The sequence below is a fragment of the Actinomadura scrupuli genome (genome assembly GCF_050971785.1).
Lineage (GTDB): Bacteria > Actinomycetota > Actinomycetes > Streptosporangiales > Streptosporangiaceae > Actinomadura_E > Actinomadura_E scrupuli.
Genome location: NZ_JBPCCU010000006.1, coordinates 168,099 through 188,824 on the forward strand (window position 1 = coordinate 168,099; position 20,726 = coordinate 188,824).

26 protein-coding genes are annotated in these 20,726 nt (G+C 67.4%); 11 read left to right on the forward strand and 15 right to left on the reverse strand.

Annotated features, from left to right (window positions below; translation table 11 throughout):
* Positions 1–29: 29 nt before the first annotated feature.
* Entirely contained in the window at positions 30–917 is an 888-nt protein-coding gene (locus ACRYCC_RS26430; protein WP_433816378.1) for a helix-turn-helix domain-containing protein, read from the forward strand.
* Entirely contained in the window at positions 914–1,111 is a 198-nt protein-coding gene (locus ACRYCC_RS26435; protein ID WP_433816379.1) for a DUF397 domain-containing protein, read from the forward strand. The genes ACRYCC_RS26430 and ACRYCC_RS26435 overlap by 4 nt, the downstream gene beginning before the upstream one ends.
* Positions 1,112–1,121: 10 nt before the next feature.
* Here the strand turns inward: ACRYCC_RS26435 and ACRYCC_RS26440 are convergent, their stop codons facing one another.
* Positions 1,122–1,904: an SAM-dependent methyltransferase gene (locus tag ACRYCC_RS26440; protein ID WP_433816381.1), complete on the reverse strand. Its 783-nt coding sequence runs from the start codon at positions 1,902–1,904 to the stop codon at positions 1,122–1,124.
* Positions 1,905–2,062: 158 nt separating this feature from the next.
* Between ACRYCC_RS26440 and ACRYCC_RS26445 the strand changes: the two genes are divergently transcribed.
* A complete protein-coding gene (locus ACRYCC_RS26445) occupies positions 2,063–2,317 on the forward strand; it encodes a hypothetical protein (RefSeq protein ID WP_433816383.1) in 255 nt (84 codons plus the stop codon).
* A gap of 14 nt (positions 2,318–2,331) precedes the next feature.
* Here the strand turns inward: ACRYCC_RS26445 and ACRYCC_RS26450 are convergent, their stop codons facing one another.
* The 3 genes from ACRYCC_RS26450 to ACRYCC_RS26460 form a co-directional block, all read right to left on the reverse strand.
* Entirely contained in the window at positions 2,332–2,571 is a 240-nt protein-coding gene (locus ACRYCC_RS26450; protein WP_433816385.1) for a DUF8825 domain-containing protein, read from the reverse strand.
* A gap of 51 nt (positions 2,572–2,622) precedes the next feature.
* Complete coding sequence (locus ACRYCC_RS26455; protein WP_433816387.1) at positions 2,623–3,018, reverse strand: hypothetical protein; 396 nt, start codon at positions 3,016–3,018, stop codon at positions 2,623–2,625.
* Between the two features lie 106 nt (positions 3,019–3,124).
* On the reverse strand, positions 3,125–3,493 hold the full coding sequence (locus tag ACRYCC_RS26460; protein WP_433816389.1) for a hypothetical protein: 369 nt from the start codon (positions 3,491–3,493) through the stop codon (positions 3,125–3,127).
* Positions 3,494–3,912: 419 nt separating this feature from the next.
* Between ACRYCC_RS26460 and dprA the strand changes: the two genes are divergently transcribed.
* From dprA to ACRYCC_RS26475, 3 genes are all read left to right on the forward strand, one after another.
* Positions 3,913–4,866 carry a DNA-processing protein DprA gene (gene dprA, locus ACRYCC_RS26465; RefSeq protein ID WP_433816391.1) on the forward strand — a complete coding sequence of 318 codons (954 nt, stop codon included), beginning with the start codon at positions 3,913–3,915 and terminating at the stop codon, positions 4,864–4,866.
* A 260-nt stretch (positions 4,867–5,126) separates the two neighbouring features.
* Positions 5,127–5,660, forward strand: a complete 534-nt coding sequence (locus ACRYCC_RS26470; RefSeq protein ID WP_433816393.1) for a ComF family protein — start codon at positions 5,127–5,129, stop codon at positions 5,658–5,660.
* Between the two features lie 136 nt (positions 5,661–5,796).
* The gene (locus tag ACRYCC_RS26475; protein WP_433816394.1) at positions 5,797–6,291 is read left to right on the forward strand and encodes a hypothetical protein; all 495 of its coding nucleotides are present in this window, start codon (positions 5,797–5,799) and stop codon (positions 6,289–6,291) included.
* 26 nt (positions 6,292–6,317) lie between these two features.
* Here the strand turns inward: ACRYCC_RS26475 and ACRYCC_RS26480 are convergent, their stop codons facing one another.
* The 6 genes from ACRYCC_RS26480 to ACRYCC_RS26505 form a co-directional block, all read right to left on the reverse strand.
* Positions 6,318–7,316 carry a tyrosine-type recombinase/integrase gene (locus ACRYCC_RS26480; RefSeq protein WP_433816395.1) on the reverse strand — a complete coding sequence of 333 codons (999 nt, stop codon included), beginning with the start codon at positions 7,314–7,316 and terminating at the stop codon, positions 6,318–6,320.
* A gap of 504 nt (positions 7,317–7,820) precedes the next feature.
* Complete coding sequence (locus ACRYCC_RS26485; protein WP_433816396.1) at positions 7,821–10,004, reverse strand: DNA translocase FtsK; 2,184 nt, start codon at positions 10,002–10,004, stop codon at positions 7,821–7,823.
* A gap of 33 nt (positions 10,005–10,037) precedes the next feature.
* Positions 10,038–10,400 carry a hypothetical protein gene (locus ACRYCC_RS26490; RefSeq protein ID WP_433816397.1) on the reverse strand — a complete coding sequence of 121 codons (363 nt, stop codon included), beginning with the start codon at positions 10,398–10,400 and terminating at the stop codon, positions 10,038–10,040.
* The gene (locus ACRYCC_RS26495) at positions 10,397–10,636 is read right to left on the reverse strand and encodes a hypothetical protein (RefSeq protein ID WP_433816398.1); all 240 of its coding nucleotides are present in this window, start codon (positions 10,634–10,636) and stop codon (positions 10,397–10,399) included. Before ACRYCC_RS26495 ends, ACRYCC_RS26490 begins: the two co-directional genes overlap by 4 nt.
* Positions 10,633–10,848 (reverse strand): hypothetical protein, encoded by a 216-nt coding sequence (locus tag ACRYCC_RS26500; protein ID WP_433816399.1) that lies wholly within the window; start codon positions 10,846–10,848, stop codon positions 10,633–10,635. The genes ACRYCC_RS26495 and ACRYCC_RS26500 overlap by 4 nt, the downstream gene beginning before the upstream one ends.
* A gap of 82 nt (positions 10,849–10,930) precedes the next feature.
* Entirely contained in the window at positions 10,931–12,049 is a 1,119-nt protein-coding gene (locus ACRYCC_RS26505; RefSeq protein ID WP_433816400.1) for a DUF2637 domain-containing protein, read from the reverse strand.
* A gap of 136 nt (positions 12,050–12,185) precedes the next feature.
* On the opposite strand from ACRYCC_RS26505, the gene ACRYCC_RS26510 reads away from it, so the two are divergent.
* Positions 12,186–12,401 (forward strand): hypothetical protein, encoded by a 216-nt coding sequence (locus tag ACRYCC_RS26510; protein WP_433816401.1) that lies wholly within the window; start codon positions 12,186–12,188, stop codon positions 12,399–12,401.
* A gap of 80 nt (positions 12,402–12,481) precedes the next feature.
* Complete coding sequence (locus tag ACRYCC_RS26515; protein ID WP_433816402.1) at positions 12,482–13,381, forward strand: hypothetical protein; 900 nt, start codon at positions 12,482–12,484, stop codon at positions 13,379–13,381.
* Between the two features lie 16 nt (positions 13,382–13,397).
* On the opposite strand, the gene ACRYCC_RS26520 is transcribed toward ACRYCC_RS26515, so the two are convergent.
* The 3 genes from ACRYCC_RS26520 to ACRYCC_RS26530 all read right to left on the reverse strand — a co-directional run bounded on the left by ACRYCC_RS26520 (position 13,398) and on the right by ACRYCC_RS26530 (position 15,492).
* A complete protein-coding gene (locus ACRYCC_RS26520) occupies positions 13,398–13,889 on the reverse strand; it encodes a hypothetical protein (RefSeq protein WP_433816403.1) in 492 nt (163 codons plus the stop codon).
* A complete protein-coding gene (locus ACRYCC_RS26525) occupies positions 13,886–14,251 on the reverse strand; it encodes a hypothetical protein (RefSeq protein WP_433816404.1) in 366 nt (121 codons plus the stop codon). The genes ACRYCC_RS26520 and ACRYCC_RS26525 overlap by 4 nt, the downstream gene beginning before the upstream one ends.
* Positions 14,252–14,613: 362 nt before the next feature.
* Positions 14,614–15,492, reverse strand: a complete 879-nt coding sequence (locus tag ACRYCC_RS26530) for a hypothetical protein (protein ID WP_433816405.1) — start codon at positions 15,490–15,492, stop codon at positions 14,614–14,616.
* Positions 15,493–16,629: 1,137 nt separating this feature from the next.
* Between ACRYCC_RS26530 and ACRYCC_RS26535 the strand changes: the two genes are divergently transcribed.
* The gene (locus tag ACRYCC_RS26535; RefSeq protein WP_433816406.1) at positions 16,630–17,577 is read left to right on the forward strand and encodes a sulfotransferase domain-containing protein; all 948 of its coding nucleotides are present in this window, start codon (positions 16,630–16,632) and stop codon (positions 17,575–17,577) included.
* 11 nt (positions 17,578–17,588) lie between these two features.
* Positions 17,589–17,813, forward strand: a complete 225-nt coding sequence (locus ACRYCC_RS26540) for a hypothetical protein (RefSeq protein ID WP_433816407.1) — start codon at positions 17,589–17,591, stop codon at positions 17,811–17,813.
* Between the two features lie 278 nt (positions 17,814–18,091).
* Here ACRYCC_RS26540 and ACRYCC_RS26545 read toward each other — a convergent pair whose 3' ends face one another.
* Positions 18,092–18,295 (reverse strand): DUF397 domain-containing protein, encoded by a 204-nt coding sequence (locus ACRYCC_RS26545; RefSeq protein WP_433816408.1) that lies wholly within the window; start codon positions 18,293–18,295, stop codon positions 18,092–18,094.
* Positions 18,296–18,310: 15 nt separating this feature from the next.
* Positions 18,311–19,162 (reverse strand): helix-turn-helix domain-containing protein, encoded by an 852-nt coding sequence (locus ACRYCC_RS26550; protein ID WP_433816409.1) that lies wholly within the window; start codon positions 19,160–19,162, stop codon positions 18,311–18,313.
* Positions 19,163–19,298: 136 nt separating this feature from the next.
* On the opposite strand from ACRYCC_RS26550, the gene ACRYCC_RS26555 reads away from it, so the two are divergent.
* On the forward strand, positions 19,299–19,736 hold the full coding sequence (locus tag ACRYCC_RS26555) for an ATP-binding protein (protein WP_433816410.1): 438 nt from the start codon (positions 19,299–19,301) through the stop codon (positions 19,734–19,736).
* Positions 19,737–20,726: the final 990 nt, after the last annotated feature.

Below are 20,726 nucleotides of genomic sequence, written 5' to 3' on the forward strand. Positions count from 1 at the left end.
TCACCAGGCGGAAGTGGAAGGCGACGCCCGTGACACCTCGGCGCAGTCCCACTGTTCGCCACCGACGCCTCGGCCAACGGCTACGAGATCTCCGCCTGGCTGCCGGCTACACCGAAATCGCCGCAGCCGCGAAACACGCCGGCTGGTCAGAATCGAAACTCAACCGGATCGAACGCGCCATCGGCACGCTCCCGCAGGTCGCCAACGTCACCGTCCTCCTCGACCTGTACGGCATCGACGAAGCCGATCCAGAGCGAGACGAGATCCTCGACCTGACCAGGCAGGCCCGCGGACGCGGCTGGTGGCGCGACTACCAAGGCGTGATGTCCGAGCCGTACGCCACCTACGTGGGGCTCGAAGCAGAGACCAGCAAGATCCTCAGCTTCGAAAGCGAAGTGATCCCCGGCTTGCTCCAGACCGAGCCCTACTTCCGCGCGCTCATGGCGGCGCGAGCACCTGAGACACCACCAGAGGTCATCGACCAGCTCGTCGCGGTGCGCCTGCGGCGCCAGCAGCTCCTGACCTCCGCGGATCCGGTTCGGCTGTGGGCGATCATCGCTGAAGGGGCCCTGCGTCGGCTGGTCGGCGGCGCCGAGGTGATGGCCGATCAGCTGGAGCATCTGCGCAAGGCCGCTCAGACGCCGAATGTCACCGTACAGATCGCGCCGTTCACGGCCGGAGCGCTGCCGGCCGCCGGACCGTTCAGCATTCTCACCTTCCGGGACCGCGATCTCGACCCCGAAACCGTCTACCTCGAAACCCAGGCAGGCGACTCGTACGTGACCGAGGAGCGGCAGGTCGCCGCCTACCTCCGCCGCCACGAGCAGCTCATCCAGCTCGGCACCAAGTACGAGCAGACCCTGGCCATGCTCGCAGCCCTCGGACAGCAAGCTGCAACGGACGGAGACCCGGCGTGACTAACGCGACTGACCAGGCCCTGACCTGGCGCAAGAGCAGCCGCAGTGAGCCCCACGGACAATGCCTTGAGGTCGCCGCCGGGCTTGGCCTGGTTCACGCACGGGACTCCAAGACCCCGGGCGGCCCCGTCCTCACACTCACCGCGGATCAATGGCAGCGGCTGGTCGACCGGATCCGTCGCGGCGAGCTGTAGTCGGCCGGTCTCAGTCCTTGCGGGCGATGGCGCCGACGAGCCGGATCTGCGCGAGCTCCTCGGGCTCCGGAGCCCGCCAGAGCTGAAGATCCGTCCACGGCTCAATGATCGTGAGTCCGGCCAGCATCTGCTCGACCTCGCTGAGGGGCCGGGGGAACTGACCGCCGGGGAACACCGCCCGGGTGTCGTCGACCAGCTCCTGGGGAGCCCCGTCGGTGATCTCGTGGGACATCGCGATGATGCTGCCCTTCGGGACCGCCTCGCGGTACTGGGCGATCTTCGCGGCGGGGTCGGCGGTGTCCGGCACGTAATGCCAGACGGTGAACATCAGCACCGCCACCGGCCGGGAGAAATCGATCAGCTGGCGGGTGCTGGGATGAGTCAGGATGTAGTCCGGCTTGCTGACGTCGGCCTCGATGTAGGTGGTGCGCGGGCCGGCCGCGTAGCTGGCCTCGGCGTGTGCCAGGACGCTGGGGTCGTTGTCGACGTAGACCACCGCGGCGTTCGGGTGGATCGACTGGGCGACGTCGTGGATGTTGGGCGAGCTCGGGAGCGCGCAGCCGAGCTCGAGGAACTGGTCCATGCCGTGTTCCTCGGCCAGGTAGCGGACCGCGCGCAGCACGTACGCCCGCTGGACGGCACCGAGCCTCGGCACGCTCGGCCACTTCTTCATGAACGCTGCGATCCTGCGGCGTTCCGCAGAGGTGTTGTCATCTCCTCCGGTTAGGGCGTTGTACGCCCTTGCCTTGGAGATCTGACCGTCCTGTCCTGTGGGTTCATGCGGATCACTCATCCGCGCATGGTTGCACCTGCCGTGCTGCCTTCCCGAAACTGTGACCAGTATCGGACAGGCTGTAACACTGAGCAGGTCTCAGCGCCATCGGTCGGTGCGCAGCCCCATCCCTTGCGGCGCCGCGACGCGCCGGGCGGAAGGAGGGGTACAAAAGGGGCATGCCGATCGTGCCGCCCATCGTCCGCTCCGGTCGCGCCGGCGGCGGTGCGGCCTACCTGCTGGCCTGGTACGAGTTGGAGCCGGGCCAGTGGGGCGCGGAGATCGCGTGGATGGAATGGGACGGCCGCGACTGGCGCGGTCGGCGTGCGAAGGTCGTGGCGGAAGCGATCGAGCAGGTTGAGGGCGAGAACTACGGGTCGGTGCCCAAGTACAAGCTCAACCAGTGGCTGGGCCTTCCCCGCGGAGAGCGTTAGTGATCGTGCGCCGGTCAGCCGCCGGCCAGCTTGGCCCGGGCCGCCTTCCGTAGCGCAGCTCTGGCGTCTGACCGGGTCCCCGGAGCGACCGTGGCCCAGTAGTCGTTGAGCCGCTCCGCGAGCTGGCGCATCTCCTCCATCGTCGCTTCGAACTCGGCACGCTGATCGTTGCTGAGCTCAGCGCACCGGGCCTCGGCTGCAAGGAACGAACATTGCAGGTCAACGAGGTCGGCAGGGAACTCTTCAGCGGTCACGCGCCGATCATAGGCACTGACTACAGAGAGGCCTGGCATCCGGGTAGCCCGTCACTTCAGTGAAGCCCTGCGCCGGCGTTCTTCGGCATCGTCGCCGATCGGGGCCACCTTCACATCGCGGAGGGCCCCGTTCGCCTGACCGTGGACTGGACCAAACCGTTCACGGATGCGGCGCAGGTCGTCTTCATGGACGGCCTCATCGATCCGCATCTGCAGCCGCCGCAGAGCAGCAGCCCTGACCTCGGCCCGCCGACAGCACTCGACCATCCACACCAGGGCGCCGAACACCCAGACCACGAAGAGCGCGGTCGCCTTCTGCTGCAGGGCGGAGTCGCCTACGGCCATACAGATCAGGAGGGGCGTCGCGAGCGCCGCTAGGTAGACGAGTCGGCGTGGGGTCAGTTGGAAGACGAAGTCGAGGGCGGCGGCAAGGTTTGGTCGGTCCACGCTGACCTCCGGTGATCGAGGGGTGTAACCGTCCTTTCACGTATTGTGCGCATTCGTCAACGGATCGGGAGCTGCGGCAAATAGCTCCTGACGTGGGCCGCGATGGTTAGAAGTCGCCGTCCATGTCCTGCATCCGCCGCTGCTGCTCGGCGTTCAGCGGTTGCCGGCGCAGCATCTCGTCGAAGTACGCACGGTCAGCCGGCCGATCCTTCCGGTTCTGGGTGCGGGTGTCGGAGGGGTCCCGTGGCCGCGGGTCGCGCGGCACCCGGCCGTAGTCCTGCCCCGGCATCCTCCGCACCGCGCCAGCGGGGACCGAGCCTCCGCGGAGCTTCCAGGCGCCGGTGTCGTCGGCCTCGACCCAGCCGATGCGGGCGGCCCACCCTCCGCCGTTGGCGACGGGCATGCGTTCCCAGCCGAGCAGGTAGGCGAGCCCGTTGATGGTGTCGGCGTGGACGACGGGCGGGACGTGCGGCACTCGGGCTTTCTACCGAGGTCAGAGACCCGTAGTCAAACGCCCGTTCGAAGAGTAAGGATAGTAGGGGCGGTACGTGTCGGACTTCTGCAGGTTCGTGACCGCCCGCTCGCAGCCGCGCGGAGCACTGGCGCGCAACCTGACACTGAACGATCTCGGTGGACAGTCACGTAACGAGGGAGGGTCTTAGTCGGGGTTAGCGGAAGGGTTCGGCCTCGATCCACTGCGGACGCGCGGTGGCCGCACTCGGCCATGGCAACCGATGGGCAGCGAATACAGACAGGTACGAGCGCAAAATTAAGAGTAAACCGGAGATGTCAGGGGGCATCAGAACGCCGCTTGGGGCACCCTGGGCCTGTCGGTTCATCAACGTGTGGTGTATACAACTAAGACGCATTCGAACATATTTTCAGGAGAGTAGGATGCGCATCACCTCGGAGCAGATCAAGCTGCTCACACTCTGCAAGATCAGCGGCGCCAGTTGGTACTTTCTGGCGCGCGAGGCACAGCGACTCGGGATCGATCCTCTATGGCAAGGCAAGGTGACGGAGCTCTCCCCAGAGGCGAGCAAGGCCGCCGAGCTCATCACCCAACATGCCGGTGACCTGGACCGCATGGCTGAACAGGTCGAGCGGGAAGCGGAACGCGCGTTCGACGCCGGCGCTCATCTCGTCACAGTGCTCGACGATGCCTACCCCACGACGCTCAGACTGATCTTCAACCTGCCACCTTTCCTTTTCGTCAAAGGTGAACTGCAGGAAAGTGACCTGCGAAGCGTCGCTGTCGTTGGTACTCGGCAGGCCACGGAGACAGGGCTGAAGCGGTCAACGCGGATGTCACGGCTACTCGTCGAAAACGGCGTAACGGTCGTCTCCGGGCTCGCCCGTGGTATCGATACTGCGGCACATACCGCCGCACTCGATGCCGGCGGCCGCACGATTGCCGTGATCGGTACAGGCATCCTCCGCTGCTACCCGGCGGAAAATCGTGATCTTGCCGACCAGATCGCGACACGCGGTGCCATCGTCTCTCAATTCTGGCCAGATGCGCCCGGAGCCACCTACACTTTCCCCCGCCGTAACGTAACCATGTCAGGGATCGCACAAGGGACAGTGGTCATCGAAGCGTCCAAGACCTCCGGAGCGAAGATGCAGGCGCGCCTAGCCCTCGAACATGGCAAGAAGGTGTTCCTCCTCCGAAGCCTTACCCAAGATCAGCCTTGGGCAGAGACATACGTCAAGGAAAGGGGCGCGGTCATGGTGGAAGACGTCGATGACGTCGTGGCCGCCTTGGCGACACCGGATCGGATCCAAGCGGTAGATGCGCGCCGAGCCCAACTGGCACTCGACTTCGGGCTACCAGAGCGCGACGACTGATGGTCGGCGATCCCTCCCCCCAGGAGTCGCCGAATCAAAAACCCCAGGACCCGCCACCCACCCCGGGGTTTGGACAGTGTGCACGCTGCCCCTATGTCCGCCCCGGGCCTGTCTACGTCTGCTACGGCTGCGCGCTGGGGAGCCTTCGCAGTCCACAGGACGCGAACTGCCCAATCTGCCACCAGGCCCTACCTGCAGCAGACTCGGATTGCTCGAACAAGCTGTGCAACGACCCGGCGAGAGCGTTCGACGGTACCGCCGTGATCGGGGTCAAAGAGGGACCCCTTGAAACCGGCATAGAGAGGCTGAAGGAAGGCAACTACGGCTGGGGCATGGTCTTCGCCCGAATCGTCCTCGGCCACCTATACGCCAACCCTGAGCTCACCGAGAACATCCACGCGATCATACCCATGCCTTCGTTCCAACCTAAGAAGCAACCTAGGCAGGGTAATGATCACACCGGTTACGTGATCGAGCGGGCGATCGAGGAGGACGACCGTAATCTGCCTTTTGTGCTCGATCCGCCGTTAATTGAGAAGATCCGAGGGACAAAGAAAATGAGGGAGACCGGCTCAGGGTGGGAGCGGAGCCGGGTTGCAGGCCACCTGTACAAGCGCCTGAACGTACCTGCCCCTGAGCTGGTCAAAGACAAAAACATCATGGTCTACGACGACGTGTTCACCGGCGGCAATACGCTGAACGCTGTCGCCAAGCGGCTCAAGGGCGCTGGCGCCGCGGAGGTCTGGGGTCTGGTCCTCGGCCGTCAGCAGTGGCGGGAGCGCTGGAAGAGATGAGCCGGACTCAGGCGAGGATCTGGCCGAGCACGTAGACCTCCTCGATGCTGGGAACCCGGAGTTGATTCACCGCGGCCTGCCGGGTCCGGGCCGGCGCCCGGCAATTTCGTCACTCGCGGGCAGTACGGTCAGCGGCATGGGGAAAATCGAGTGGGGCGACGCATCTGCCTGGACGGCGATCGGACTCGGTGTCCTCTCGCTGGCCGTCGCGGTCCTGGCCTACGTTGAGTCCCGGCGGGCGCGGAAGGCTGCAGTCCGGTCGGCGGACGCTGGCGATGTCAGCGCGCAGGCAGCCGTGCGATCCGCTCAGGTAGCAGAGCGAGCCCTCGCGTTCTCGGAGGAACAGGCCGCGGCGACCGCGCCCCCCAAGATCCTCTGGTCGATCGTGCGCAGTGGCAAGCAAGCCTTCGTGCTGCGAAATCACGGTACAGAGGCGGCCACGGGGGTCACCATGGACGAGTCGCGAATGACCGCCTACTTTCAACGTGATCTGCCCAAGGACGTGACCATCCCGGCGGGTGGTTCCCATCGGTTCAGTGCGGATGGGTCGGGGGAAAGCCCGGTGCCCGGTGAAGTGTGGCTGACCTGGGACGGTGCAGCGGACTACGTTTCGGTACCGCTTCCGCGCTGAACGACCTCACACCCTGGCCGCCGGACCTACGCGGCGGCCAGCATCTGGCCCATCACGTACACCGGCGATGCCTCCAGCTCCTGCCGGTGCCCGGCGTACAGCTCGGTCTGCCGAATGTCCGCATGGCCCAGCTGCCGCTGGATCCGCTGCATCGGCACACCTGCCTCGTCCAGCAGGGTGGCCGCCGTGTGCCGTAGCACGTGCGGGTGCATCCGCTCGAACACCTCCGGCGGTAGCCCGGCCTCGACGGAGAGGCGGCGCACGAGGTCCCGTACGTACCCGCGGTCGAGCGGCCCGGGCTGGCCGTCCCTCTTGCAGCCGTTCGTGGCGAGCAGCGGCCCGGTGGCGCGGCCGCGGAGGTAGACCTCGAGGCGGTGGGCGGTCGCCGGGAGCAGCACGGTGGTGGCCGTGACGTTGCCCTTGCGGACGATGGTGAGGGTGCGGTGGCCGGAGGAGACGCCGAGGTCCTCCACCCGCGCGGCGCAGAGCTCGGAGACACGCATCCCTGTTTCGAGCAGGAGACGGACGACGAGGCCGGGCCGGCCGTCGGGCAGCTGGCCGACGTAGTCCAGGAGCTGGCGGGCTTGGCCGCGGGTGAGCGCGATGCTGCCCGGCTCGGTGCTGGCTTTCGGCCGGCGTACGTGCGCGGCCGGGTTCCGGCTGAGGACTTCCTCCTCGCACCAGTATCGGTAGAACGAGGAGACGGCGGCCAGGCGCCGGCGGATGGTGGCGGTGGCGGGTGCCGGGTCGGCCTCGTCCATCTCCGAGCGGAACGCATCGACATCGCCGCGGCGGGCAGCCTCGAGGGAGACGCTGTAGAGATCGAGCCAGTCGAGCCACTTGGCGATGTCGCGAGCGTAGGCGTCGCGGGTGTGGGGGGAGTTGTACGCGTTGAGCCAGATCCGTATGGCCTCGTCCCGGCCGCCGGTCCAACACAGATTGGTAGGAGAGGCGTCCGATCCAACGGAAGGGGCCGTTCCGTTGAACCGAACGCCGCTCGGTGCCGCGACCGGCTCCAAGATCACGACTTCCCCCATAACTGGAGTTATGGGGGGTCCCAGATGATCACTCATCCGGGCAGCCTCCGAGCGCCGGATCCCGCCGGTGATCAGTTCCTGGGAATCCTCGTTCCCGTGCGCCAGCCGAGACACCGACCAGAACGCCGTTCGACTCACTCACCGGCTGCGCCGACGCTTCGATGCCCCGGCTTCGGCATGGTTGTCGCCCCTCGTACGGGCGCACGCTCCTGGGCGCGCCGGCGGGCGGGTGGGTCGCGCGCGTGCGCGTATGCACGGCTGCGCGTGGGAGGAACGAAAAACGCTTAATGATCTTGTGGGCGGGCGTGCACGCGCACCCGCCATGCGCGTGCGCGCGAGGGCGCCACGGACGTGCCACGGTCGGGTGCCACGCCCCCGCCACGACAGGTGCCACGGGGGTGCCACGCCCGGGTGCCACAGACCGTGGCACCCACGCTGACCTGTAACTCTCTCCCCCAACCCCCTCCCGGGCGCCACGCAGGCGCCACGCGATCATGGCGACACCAGCTCACGGATCACGAACTCCTGCGCCTTGTCGTCGTAGCCGAGCGCCCGGTCCTCGATCAGCTTGGCCAGCTGCTTCTGCGCCCACGCCCGCGACAGCCCCGTCTGCTGCCACACCGGCTTCATGTCCCGCGTCGCGAACCGTGTACGGCCCGCCGCCCGCCACTCCTCCAACTGCGCCAACAACACCGCCCGTGCCTGCTCCGGCGACATCTTCCCGCCAGGCTCCGGCCGGGCGAACTCGAACGGCTCGTCCTCGGGGTCGTCCTCGATGTCGTCGTCCAGGCCGGCCTGCAGGGTCGGGTCAGGGTCCTCGGTCTTGAGGTACTCGCTGAGCTCTTCCTCGTTGCCCGAGGACCCGCCGGTCTTGAGCCACGCGACGACCTCTTCGAGCTGGTCCGGCCTGGCCAGTACCGAGCGGGCCTTCGAGCCGTTGGCCGGCCCGACGATCCGGGCGGTCTCCAGCATCTCCATCAGCAGCGTGACCTTCTCGAACGGCAGGCGGAGCTTGCGCTGCAGCATCGAGGTGGACCCGAACTGGGTGGTGATGACCAGCTCGGCCGCCAGGATCAGCAGCTCGAGGTCCTCGTCGGTGATCGCGGTGGTCTCGTCGTCAGCCGGGGCCGCGGCGTTGGCAGCCGGGAGTCGGACGAGGGAGGCGCTGATCGGGTCGATTTCCTTGGCCGCGGCGGGGTACAGCGCGCAGTGGGCCCGGATCGCGGCGGTGTCCTCCGCCCAGTTGTAGGTGCGCAGCGGCATCGCGATCCGGTTCTTCGGGATCCCCGGGGCGTGCAGGTAGGACATGCCGGGCTGTTCGTTGTTCCACAGGTCAGGGCGCGCTCCGGCGTCGTCTTGGGCCTCGCTTAGACCGAACGCGGCGTCGTGGGAGTTCGCGACTCCGAAGCACCAGTTCGCGCCTTGGCCGCGGATCAGGGTGGGGACCTGGGTGTGGTCGTTGCGCTGGAGCGAGAAGAACACCGACCCGCCGGCGGACCGCAGCGCCTTCATCAGCTCTTCGAACTGGTCCATGTCCACGACCTCGAAGAACTTCCAGGCCTCCTCGATCCAGAACACGATGTAGGTGAGCCCGCACCCCTCCTTCCACTTCACCAGCCCCTTCTCGGCGAGGTAGTCGGTGCGTTCCCTCAGCTTCTCCTGCAGCTCGCGGAGCATGGCGTGGGCACCGGCCTCGGTGACCTCCAGGCGGTGCAGTCCTTCAGCCATGGGGCCGAGCGTCTGCAACCCTTTCACCAGGTCACAGGCCAAGACCATCGCGTCGTAGCGGGTGATGATCTCGCCGATGGTGTTCCACGCGCAGCCGATCGACTTCCCGGAGCCGGTCATGCCGACGACCTGGGTGTGGTGGCCGACGATGACGTACTCGACCTCGGACAGGTCCTGCCACACGCCCGGCCGGATCGGCGCCGCGATCGACGCACCGGGGCGGGAGGGGCCGGGCCAGGGGATCGGGTTCCGGATGATCCGCGGGTCCGAGAACGTGACCTTCGCGCGGGCCGCGTGGTCCATGTCGGCGGTGATGGTCATCGTCCCGGGCGGGAATCCCATCGCGCCCTCGATGTACTCGGTGCGCTTCTGGATGTCCTCGACGGTCTTCTCACCTGCGGGAAGAGCCATCGACGCTTCGATCTTCTGCTCGCTGGCGTCGATGGTCTTCATCGCTGCCCCGCTGAGCTTGGCCTTGTCCTTGTTGCGGTCGAACAGGAACGCCAGCGGATCGGTGACCCCGGACTCGTAGCCCTTGTTCCGGATGATGGTGCGGATGTTCCAGCTCGCAGCGATGACCAGGCCGCCCACCACCCAGAAGTAGAACACCACGGGATGGGTGACACCTGCGACGGTGGCGACGGTGATCCACATGCCGGTCAGGAACGCGGTCGCGGTGGTATGGATCCGCCCCCAGTCGCCGCGGTGGTGGGAGACACCCCAGGTCACACCAGTGATGACCATCGTGCCGAGGGTTTCCCCGATCGACGCCCACGCGGCGCCCTGGCCGCTGCCCCATAGCGCGTGGAACGCGGCGGCCAGCCCGAACAGCAGGACACCGACGACGTACGGCGGGACGACGACGAGCACCTTGGACGTCTGGGACGCCCACACCCGATCCCACGAGGTCTCTACGACCTCCGCGGGCACCATCTGCCGACCAGTCATCTGCTATTTCCCTTCCTGACCTGCGTGGACTGGTCAGTCGTCGTTGAAGTCGAAGGCGGGCTTCTTCTTGCTGGGCGGGTTGAGGATGTCGGCGAACTCCCGCCGGAACTGGGCGTGGAACTTCACGAGCTCGACGCCGGCCCCCTGCGCCTGCTCAGCGGCCCGCAGCAGCCGACTCCGCACCCGCCGCGCCCGCCATTTGACGTCGACCCCGAGCAGCAACGGGTGCCCCTTCTGGCTGGCCACTAGGGCGCCGTAGACCTCCTCGGCGGCCATCTCGAACTCCCAGGCCAGCTCACGGCAGATGTTGCGGCCCTCCTTGGAGTACTGGGTGATGGACTTCGCCCCGGTGAACGGGATGGCCGCCAGTTCCGGGATGCGCTTGCGGGTGCTCACTCGTCTCCTTCAATGACTTCTGCGTCCAGTGCGCCGTGGTAGCCACGGCGGTACTCGTCAGCGAGCTCACGGCCGAGCTTCCGGCCGATCCAGGCGAGCGGCGGCAGACCGACCAGCGCCGTGGCCAGCGCGTCCACGCCGGTGAGGACTAGCAGCAGGACGGCGAGGAGCCCGCGGGCGACCGCCCGGGCGGTGTTGCCCCGGGCCTCCCGCCTGTCGTAGCGATTGAGGCTCATCGGCCCCGTCCTCTCCGCCAGGTGATCGGCGTCCGGAGGTGCGGGAGGCGGAGGCACCGGCCGAAGTACATGCCTCCGGCGAGCACGCCGAGCAGGATCGTGGCGTTGTGCTGCATCCCGGTCCTGCCGAGGATCAGATAGGTCCCGCCAGCGATGCTGCCCGCGACGAGCAGGTGGTCGAGCAGCGTCAGCCGGCCGCGGCTGCGTCTCATGAGGGTCTCCCTGTCGGGTGTGGGGTCCTGGCTTCAAGGTGCGCGGACCGGTCCGATCCCGGCGCGGTCTCGCGCTGGCCGATCAGCTGGCATCGGCGGGTGTGTACGGACCTCCGTTGAGACCCGCGGTCCGGGCCGGGTCCGGTGAGGTCTCGGAGGCCCCGGCCGCGGCGGGTGCCGGCTGGGGGGCCGGGTCCTGGGTTGGGACCGCCAGGTCTGGGCCGGTCTCGTACGAGGTCCGGAGCACCTGCCCGATGGAGTTGGCCCGAGCCTTCTGAATCTTCAGCTGGTCCTGCAGGTCCTGGTTCCGGATGTGCGTGCCGACCTGCTCAAAGTGGTTGCGGGCCAGGCCGATCGCCTGAGCGAAGGTCCCGGCCTGGACCCCAGCCGGGCACAGGGAGTCCCGCAGGTCCCAGATGAGGTCCCACGGGTCCAGCTCACCGGCCTCCGGGACCTCGGCCTGGTCCTCCCGGGACCCGGCCGCGCTGGCCGGGACCATGGACGGCTGGAGCGCCAGCTCCTCGAGGGTTTGCCGGACCCAGTCGCGGACCGCGATCTGGAGGTCGGGTCCGTACAGCACCGCGGAGGGCAGCTGCCCGGTCGCGAGCTGGTGGACAAGAGTGCGCGGAACGTGCCGCCGGGTCCCGAGCCAGGACCTCTTCCCGTAGGCGGACACGAGCACGGTCCTGGCGTGGAGGATCGCGGACTCCCGGGTCAGCGCCTCGCTGTAGGAGGTGATCTCCCACAGCACCATGCGCCGCTGGAGCCGGGCTGTACGGATCGGCGAGAGCAGCCACCGCGACAGCCGGACCCGGTCCATCCGCGCCGCGTCGTCCTTCAGGTGGCGGGCGGCCTCCACGATGAGGCTGGCGACCGCAGGCAGCATCGCGTGGAGCAGCTGCTCGCGGAGGCCGCCGCCGGCGACGGCGCCGTTGGCGAAGACGGTGAAGCCCACGAGGCTCCAGGCCGTGCTGCGCAGGAAGGCGTTCGGTCGGAGCCAGTCGAGGATGAGCAGGGCTGGGGCGCCGAGGTCCAGGCCGAGGGGGAGGACCGCGCCGAACGGAAAGCCGTGCGCGGCGGCGTACCGGCTGAGGTTGTCGAAGCTGCTGATGTAGCCCATGACCGCGACCGCGAGGCCGAGGGCCAGGGCCAGGCTGTATGCGGCGTTGCGGGGTGTCACCACGCCTTTGAGGTGCTTCATGGTGGTCGGGCCTCCGGGGCCAGATCAGAAGATTGAGCAGGGTGGGTACCCACCCTTGGGCTGATCGTACTAGGCTCAGCCTCGGGTGGGTACCCACCTAGCAAGTCTCTGGCGTCATGGACGCCCTGACCAGGAGGTGACTACGCTGATCGTCGTGCCGAGCTCCGGAACGCCGAAACAGACCATTCGCGTCGAAAGGGCGCTATGGGATGCATACGGCGAGGTCTGTGCTGCCGAAGGCACCAGCCGCGCCAAGGCCATCCGTGAGCACATGGAGAGCAAGGTCAAGGCCCATCGCGGCCACCTGCCGAACGAGCCCGAAGGGCAGACCGAGTCTCAGCCGCAGAGCTGACCGGCCCGCATAAGCCTTCCCACGACCCCCCGCCGCTCTTCTGCGGCTCTCCTTCGCATGTCCTCTTGGGGGATCTCCGCATGTCCGAAGACTCGCCCGCACCCTGGGTGAGCGTCCGCGCCGTGGCCTGGGTGCTCGATGAAGCGCCCGACGTCCCGGCCAACCTTCTGCCGACCCTGGTGAGCCTCGCCCGCCACGCTGATGCGGACGGGCGGGGCTGCTGGCTGTCCAAGCACAGGCTCGGGTGGAACGCGCGGAAGACCGAACAGCAGGTCAAACGGGACCTCAAACAGTTGCGTGATCTCGGGCTGATCCGGCTGGGGGACCAGCGCCTGGTGGCGCACCTCCCGGCGGACAAGCGGCCGACCGTGTACGACCTCGCGATCGAAAAGCGGCGGAAGCCGTACGTGCCTCCGGCGGGGGGCCTTGCAGGGACCCCCGTTCACCGGGGGGCCTCACAGGGCCCCTCGCGGGGGGCCCTGGAGGGCCAAGCGGGGGGCCTTGCAGGGCAGAGCGGGGGGCCTTCCAGGGCCCCCAAAGAAGGACTTGAAGAAGATCTTGAAGAAGGATCTCTCCACGCGAGCGCCGAGCGGACCATTCAGGAGAGCACCGGCGCGACCGAGGACGAGACGAGAGAGATCCTTCGCCGCATCATCGCCAAGCACGACCCGGCTTCGCCGGCCGCTTATGTCCGTCGCATGGCCGCGGCCGGGCACCTTGCCGCGTGGCTGGCCACCCTCCGCGCCGAGCGGCCCGAGCCCGAGCGGCCGCTGGTGGTCCGGGCCGGGGTCGAGTGCCCGCACGGCGAGCTCGGTGGGGCCACCCTGCACCCGCACACCCAACTGCCGGTGTGCCCGCTCTGCCGGGCGCACGTCCGGTTGTGCGAGGTGGATCCGCTGTACTGCCCGGAGTGCCAGGCGATCCGGGAGGCGGCGGGGCTGCCGCCGGATCTGCGCGCTCTGTATGACGAGGTGGGATGAACTACACCCCGTGCCGTCAGTGGTCTCCCTCAAATGGGTCCTGTCGCAGGGCTAGGCCGAGGAGATCCTGAGCCTTTTTGAACTCCACTGCGATGCTGACCGGCTCACCGAGATTCGTCGTAGCCGAGTGGGATCGACGGCGGAACCTATCTACAGCTTCCACCGCTTCTCGGGCGAGGCAGCGGCTGGTAAGCGTCAAAATTTTGAGATCACTTCGAACTACCTCATCTACCCTGTTCTCCACCCTCTCCCATTGCTGCACCTCGGCCGCGTTCTGGACTTTGAGCACGAGCTCGAGATGTTCGAGGAGCGCCGCTTGCAGACTGAGCAACGTTTCTCGTTCGGTCTCGAACCGGGTGATTTTGAATGCCTCTCGCCTTGCCGCGCGTTCCCGTTGGAAGTTGCCGCGGTGCGTGAGGACCTGGCCGCCGACCGCGGCACCTCCCGCGATGACTGCTCCTACCACCACGCTGCCGGCCGGGACCAGCATTGATGCCCACGCTGTCATGGGCTTGAGCTTGCCGCAGTTTCTGGCCCGTGTGGTGGTGTTGGGGGATCGGTGTGCAGTCGTACGGCTACGCCCTCGACGTCCCCCAGCGCGGACCCCTCGGTCAGCGCCAGGCAGAGCCGGGCCGCCCAACTGGCCACCGCGGCGCAGCCCTCCGCCGGGGTTGCCTCGGGCACCGGTCGGCCGACGAGCACGATCCCGTCGACCGTCCAGTCGAGGCGAGGGCCGGGCCGGGCGGCGAGCTGGGTCATGAGGTCGGCGGCCCGGCAGGCGGCGATGGCCCGGGCGAGGTCGACGCTGAAGGCTTCGAGCGGCGTGCGGGCGTCGGGGGCCGCGGTGAGGGCTGTGATGTCCGGTTCCATGATCAGAGTGGCGAAAAAGTGGCGTCAACCAAGTCCGGCAACGTCTCTATGCGTACGTCTAAATGGGCGTACGTATGCCAACGACCAGGCGTGATCTCTAACGGCCCAGGTAGCAGCGGCACCGACCCGGATTTTGCAAGGCGAGGGTCAGGGGTTCGAATCCCCTAGTCTCCACCGCAGGTCACACGCTTAACGACCACCCGACACCCACGGTCCGACCCCCGAAGTGGGGAAATCGTGGCAGAAACCGACCTGAGCCGCATCGGCTCCTACATGACCAGCAGTTGGACCATCACGTACCCGGGCATACGAAAACGGCGGGGAGGATCGCTCCTCCCCGCCGTGGGTGTTCGTGGCGCTGGTCAGCGCCGCGTGAGATGGGCGGTCCAGCCGACGGAGGCCAGCAGGCAGACCGCCATGAATCCGGACAGGGTCGGCGGGTTCACCCATCGGATGGTGCCGAACAGTCCCAACACGGTGGCCAGCACCGGTGCGTACAACGGTGCGTAGCGCACGATCGCCGAGCTGGTCGGCGTTGAAGTGGCCTTGCGCAGGCGAGCCAGGAGCACGATCAGGAGCGTCCACAGCACGCCGGAGACGAAGGCGAACTTGGCCAGCGACTGGGTCGTCCCGGCCGGGTCGGATGCGGTGAAGAAAGGTACCGCCAGGACCGTAAAGGACATCCAGTAGACGGCCGGCAGGACTAGGTCGCGCCCGGCCCGGGCCCTGCGCTCCGAGATGTAGACGTAGCACCCGAGGCACAGAGCGCACACGAGCGCGCTCGCCACCTCCTCGAGGTGGAGAGCGGACCGCCACGCGCCGCTGAACAGGAGCAAGCCGACTCCGGCCACCATGACGTTCAGGCGCCGGGACAGGACACGGATGGACCAGAACATCGTGCCGACGACCAGCGCCGACGCGACGCCGTAGCCGGACGGCAGCCGCAGGCCGGCCACGAATGCGATGGCCACGGACGCCACGACGCAGATGCGGAGGATGGTCTTCCTCCGCGCCGAGGTGGCGTCAGTGTCCGCCGACGGCCCCGACTCCCAGGTGAGTAAGAGTCCGGCGCCGCCGTAGGTCTGCAGCACCAACACCATCAGCGGTGCCGGCCCGAACAGCCCGTCTGTGATCGCCGCGACGCCCTGCGTACCGATGAGCGCGCAGAGGACGATGGCGAAGGTGAGGAGCATGAGGCCGAAGCGGAAGGACCGCCTTGCCCTCTGGAGGATCTTTCGCATAGCGCCAGATTCCCTTCTCGATTGTCTCGCGCGGACGCTGCGTCCGAACGGCTCGGTCCCGAGGACCGAGCAATGGTGACCGTGCCGAGCGCGCCGAAGACGACACGTGTGACGGAGGTCGCGGACGTGACCGGCAGCGAAAGTTCTCGGCGGGACCCGGTCCGGTGGCGCCGGCGGCCGTCGAGGGCGCGCGGCCGGTCTCATCGGTGCCGGTCGTGAAGGTGAGCCGGGGACCCTGAGGCTCAGAGCCACAGCGTGCAGCAACGATCCCGCCGGTCAGACCGCATCTAGTTCATGGTGCATTGAAGCGAGCCGACCACGAGAAAGTTCGCCGACGGCATGGGCCTCTCGAGCAAGGGCGCGGAGTGAACGGCCTGGGGATCGGCGTCAGCGAGGAGTTTTGTTCAGGGCCGGTGTCCGTTGGGGCACCGGCCCTGACGTGTGTTCGGGGGTTGTGGAGGGTGGCGAACGGTTCGGCGTGTTCGTGTCCGGTGATCTTGTTTGCGTCGACGTAGAGCTTGGTGAAGAGCGCCTTGTTGAGTACGGACCGAACAGATTCCCCAAGGTGTTGGTAGAGCTGCACGGGCCGCTCTAGCAGGGTTAGGGCGTGTTCGATGATGGCTTGTCCGGTCGCGAGTTGTTGTTGGCCTGGTCGAGGTGGCGCGGATACGCCGCTGTTCGGCGTGGATGGTGGCGAGCTTGGTGGCTAGCTTGGCTTTAGGCCACTGTTGATCAGCGGCCAGGTCCAGGAAGTAGTCTTCGCGCTGGTCGAGTTTGGCCAGTTCCTTCTCTAGCGCGACGCGGGCATCGGCGGACAGGGCGATGTCGGGGCAGAGGTCGGGGAGCGCTACCGCGTGTTGGTAGAAGTCGATGACGGCCTGCTCCATGACCTCTACGGGGATGTAAGGCTGGTCACAGATCTTGGCCGTTGTCGGTGGGTGGCGGTCGCGGGCATCCGTAGCCCGAGGTCGGTCAGCCGTTCCCGCAGGGTCTTGACGGTGTACCGCCCGGAGGCGAACAGCTCGAACGCTGTTTACCACCGAGGTCCGCGCGCGTTCCGGTCATTGCGCTAGCGGGGTGTCCCGGTCATTCACGGCACGGTTGACGGCCCGATCTGGTTGCTGTCAGTCTCCCCGCATGGGCTTGGGGGAACGCGTTCGCTACCAGACCTCCTTTACGGACTCGGCCCGCTGGGATGGGTTCGTGTTCCGTCCCGGCGACATCGTGATCAGCACCCCGGCGAAGTGCGGCACGACCTGGCTGCAGATGATCTGCGCCCTGGAGATCTTCAAAAGCGCGACATTCGACCGGCCGCTCGACCAGATCTCGCCGTGGCTGGACGTCCTGCTGCGCCCGCTCACCAGAGTGCTGGCCGACCTCGAGGCACAGGCGCACCGGCGATTCATCAAGACCCATACGCCCCTCGACGGATTGCCCTTCGACGACCGGGTCACCTACCTCTGCGCAAGCCGGGACCCCCGGGATGTGGCCGTGTCCTTGGACAGCCATACCAGCAACACCGACCGGGCCGTGTCTCTCGCATTGCGGGAGGATGCCGTGGGCGCCGTGGTCCTTGACGAGCTGCTGGCCGCCGCTCCGTCCCTGCCGAGCGGGACCGCGCGCGAGCGCTTCTGGTCCTGGGTCAATCCGGCCGCGCCCGGAAAGGCCGTGTCCGACCTGGAGATCATGCTTCACCATCTGGACACGTTCTGGCAGGTGCGTGACCAGCCGAACATCGTGCTGCTGCGCTACGAGGACCTCCTTGATGACCTCGAAGGGCAAATGCGCTACATAGCCGCCCGGCTCGGGATCGCCATCACCGAGACAGCCTGGCCGGACCTGGTCCAGGCCGCCACGTTCGCGGTCATGAAGGGCCGGGCCGGCGAGCTCGCGCCCGAAGCCAGCCACGACGGCTTCTATCACGACCGCAGCCAGTTCTTCCACAGCGGATCAACAGGCCAGTGGCGGCAGGTCCTCAGCGAGGAGGAGCTTCCCCGGTACGCCGCCCGAGTCGCCGAATGCGCGCCGGCGGACCTTGCCGCCTGGATCCATCGGCCCGCGCTGCCGACGGCAGGCAACCTCTAAGGGCGCGGTGCATGAGTGGAGACGCGCCGGAGCTGACCACGGAACTAGTGGTGGACGGCGTCGTGCCGTCGCAGCCGGTGATCTCGCCCGACGGGCGCTGGGTTGCCTACGTCGTCGCTCTGGCCGGCCGCAAGACAGAGCGTCGAATGTGCGCGATATGGCTGGCCGCCGTTGACAGTAGCTCACCGCCGGCGAAGCTGACCGCCATCACCCTGACCGCCAGCCTCATCGACTAGGCCGAGCGCTTCCTGCCCGAACTCGTGACCAGCGCCGCTTCAACGGACACACCTGGCACGACATCGCCCAGGCCCTGGCCACCAGCCCCGACGAGGCCCGCCTGCGATTCGACCCCGACTCCCCGGTCGCCGACGGCCGCTGGCCCTACGACACCTGAAACCGCGAAGGCGGGGCCCCAGATTGGTTGGAGTAAGCCCTCAGCACCGCCACCCCAGGTCAGGCCCTCAGGGGCTGGCCCATCTCCTGTGGCCGCGACCCCTGAGCGGGGCATCGACCGCTAGAGGTCGTACTCACCTTGCTTGACGCCCCGGACCAAGCCGCGCCAGTCGCCGGCCGTGAATGTGATCACAGGTCCTTGGGGGTCTTTGGAATCGCGTAGCGCGACCCCGGGCGGAGCAGGGGCCAGCTCGACGCATTGGCCGTTCGCACTCGACCGGCTGCTCTTACGCCACCGGGCGCGGGACAGGTGGGGGTTGGTCATCTCCCGCACCTCCTCTCACTTCAAGCTCTCAGCCCTGCGCCTCATCAGCTCGACTGAAGCCGCAGGACTCAGAGCGACGGCGCGAAGGTGCTCGTAAATGCCACTGTACCGGCGTACCTCTGCCTCTTCCTCGAGGAAAAGATCTCCCGCCATGCTGTCCACGTACACCACGTTGGGATCGGTCTCGAAGTCCATCACCACGAAGCTTCCCGGCATCCCAGGGTGCGCGCCAACGCCGAACGGGATGACCTGAAGCGTCACGTGCGGCTCATCGGCCAACTCGACCAGGCGCAAGACCTGTGTGCGCATCACCTCGCCGCCGCCGACGACCCTGTGGAACGTGGCTTCATCGCAGATTGCCCAGAGTTGCAACGGGCGGTCTCGCGTGAGAACCGCTTGACGTTCCATGCGCACGCTCACCCGACGCGCCACCTCCTCCCGGCCCAGAGCAGGGAAGCCGCCTTGTATGACAGCTCGTGCGTAGTCCTCGGTCTGCAGCAAGCCGGGAACGAACAGTGACTCGTAGTTCCAGACCGAGCGGGCCTCGCCCTCGAACTCGATGTACGCGCCGTACTCCTCCGGCAGCTCGTCCTGATACGCCTGGAGCCAGCCTTTCCGAGCCGAGTCTTTGAGCAACTGCACCAGGCTCGTACGGTCGTCGCCTTCGACGCCGTACAGGTTGAGGAGTGCGATCAGCGTCCGTGACTGTGGTCGACCTCGGGCCGTCTCGATCCGGTAGAGCGTCGCCGGGTTGATGCCCGTGTGCTCCGCGACGTCTTCTCTGCTCAAACCGGCACTGGTCCGTAGCCGGCGAAGCCTCGCGGCCAATCGGCGCAGTCGGACCGTCGGTTGGGTGCGTGTGGGCATGAGAACCTCTCGTATCAGGATGCAAGGTACAGCATTTGCATAGACCTTGCATTCAACGGTTGCGCAGGTTCATGCTTGTGCGCACAGCCTGCCAGAACTCACGCACCGTAGGCAGGCGGATACCGGAGGTCCCTCCATGAACGGCTCCGTCTTCGTTCCGTACCCGGCCGCCCAATCCGTCGAGGTGCAGCTCTTCAGCCTCCCCACGGCGGCACGGCTGTCCCGCCGTCTGGTGACCGAATGGTTCCGGCATTGGGACGCGCCGGGCCAGGCGATCCAGAGCGGTGAGCTTGTCGTCTCCGAACTGGTCACGAACGCCATCAAGGCCAGGGGAGAGACGATCCGCATGCGCATCCGCTGGCTCGACCGATCCGGCTACATCGAGGTGTGGGACGCCGATCCCGAGCCACCTGAGCTGAAGCACGCCGGAGTGGCCGACGAGAACGGGCGTGGGCTGCTCCTGGTCGAGGCGTACGCCTCTCGCTGGGATTACTACCAGGCGGGCAGTGGAAAAGTGGTCTGGGCGGAACTGACCGCCACCCGCTTACCTCAGTGCGCGTCTGGAGACCGATAGGCCCCAAGCCGGTGCGCTGAGCTTCTACGCGGCACGCCAGCGGACCTGGCCGGGTCCCTTGCACTGCATGAGGGTGCCTTTCGAGGTGCGGCCGTAGGCACCCGCCGGTGAGCAGAACGCTCCTGGGTGCACGCCCCTTGCCTGCGCTGGTGCGTGGGTGGTCGTACGTGGTGTCGGCTTGCGCGTGGCCGGGCGATGGGTCGGTACGCGCCTCGGCTTGGCCTTCGGCTTGCGGCTCACCGTGGGTGTGGGTGTGACGGTCGGGAACGCGTTCGGGCCTTCGGCCGGCGTCGGCCACGGGGTGGAAACCCGGGTGTCCGCCGCGGCGGGCTGGGTGGCCGCCGACGAGGCCGGGGCGGCTGATCCACCGCACCCCGGCAGCAGGAGAAGCGCGGAGCATGCGGCGGTGAGGAGCGATCGTCGAGGCGTCATACGCACACGGTTGACGGTTCAAAGATCTACATCAGTCAAACCAGCCTTTAAGTATCAGCTGTGACCGAACCCGGACGTACGGTGAACCAAAGCAGGTCATAGCGCGTCATAAGGCGACGCCCATATCTCTCATCTGCCGCACCTGGTCTCGATCCGGGCGCTGGCGCATCATCTTCTCTCAGTACGCCCGGCTCGGCCGACTTGTCCTTCCGGTGGCGGCTCGGCGCCGCGGCCTTGCCTGACAGGGACACAACCGTGGCCGACCGTCGGCTCACCCAACCAACGGACAGTCACGACCGTCATACCCAGCGACATCACGACCGGAGCCGGGAAGCGAGAGACCACCGTGACGGAGAGCCCGAGCCCGGCGATCGACCCCACCGGCATGTCCCGTCCCCAGCTGGCCGGCCGGGCGTGCGCGTCCTGCGGGAAGCGGTGGCCCCGCCCGCGGGTGCGGGTCGGGACCTTCCCTGGCGGAGCGCCGGCTCGTTGCTGCCCGGAGTGCGCCAAGGCGGTGACCGGATGAGCGCGCGGCGTTCCGCCCGCCACTCGGCCTCA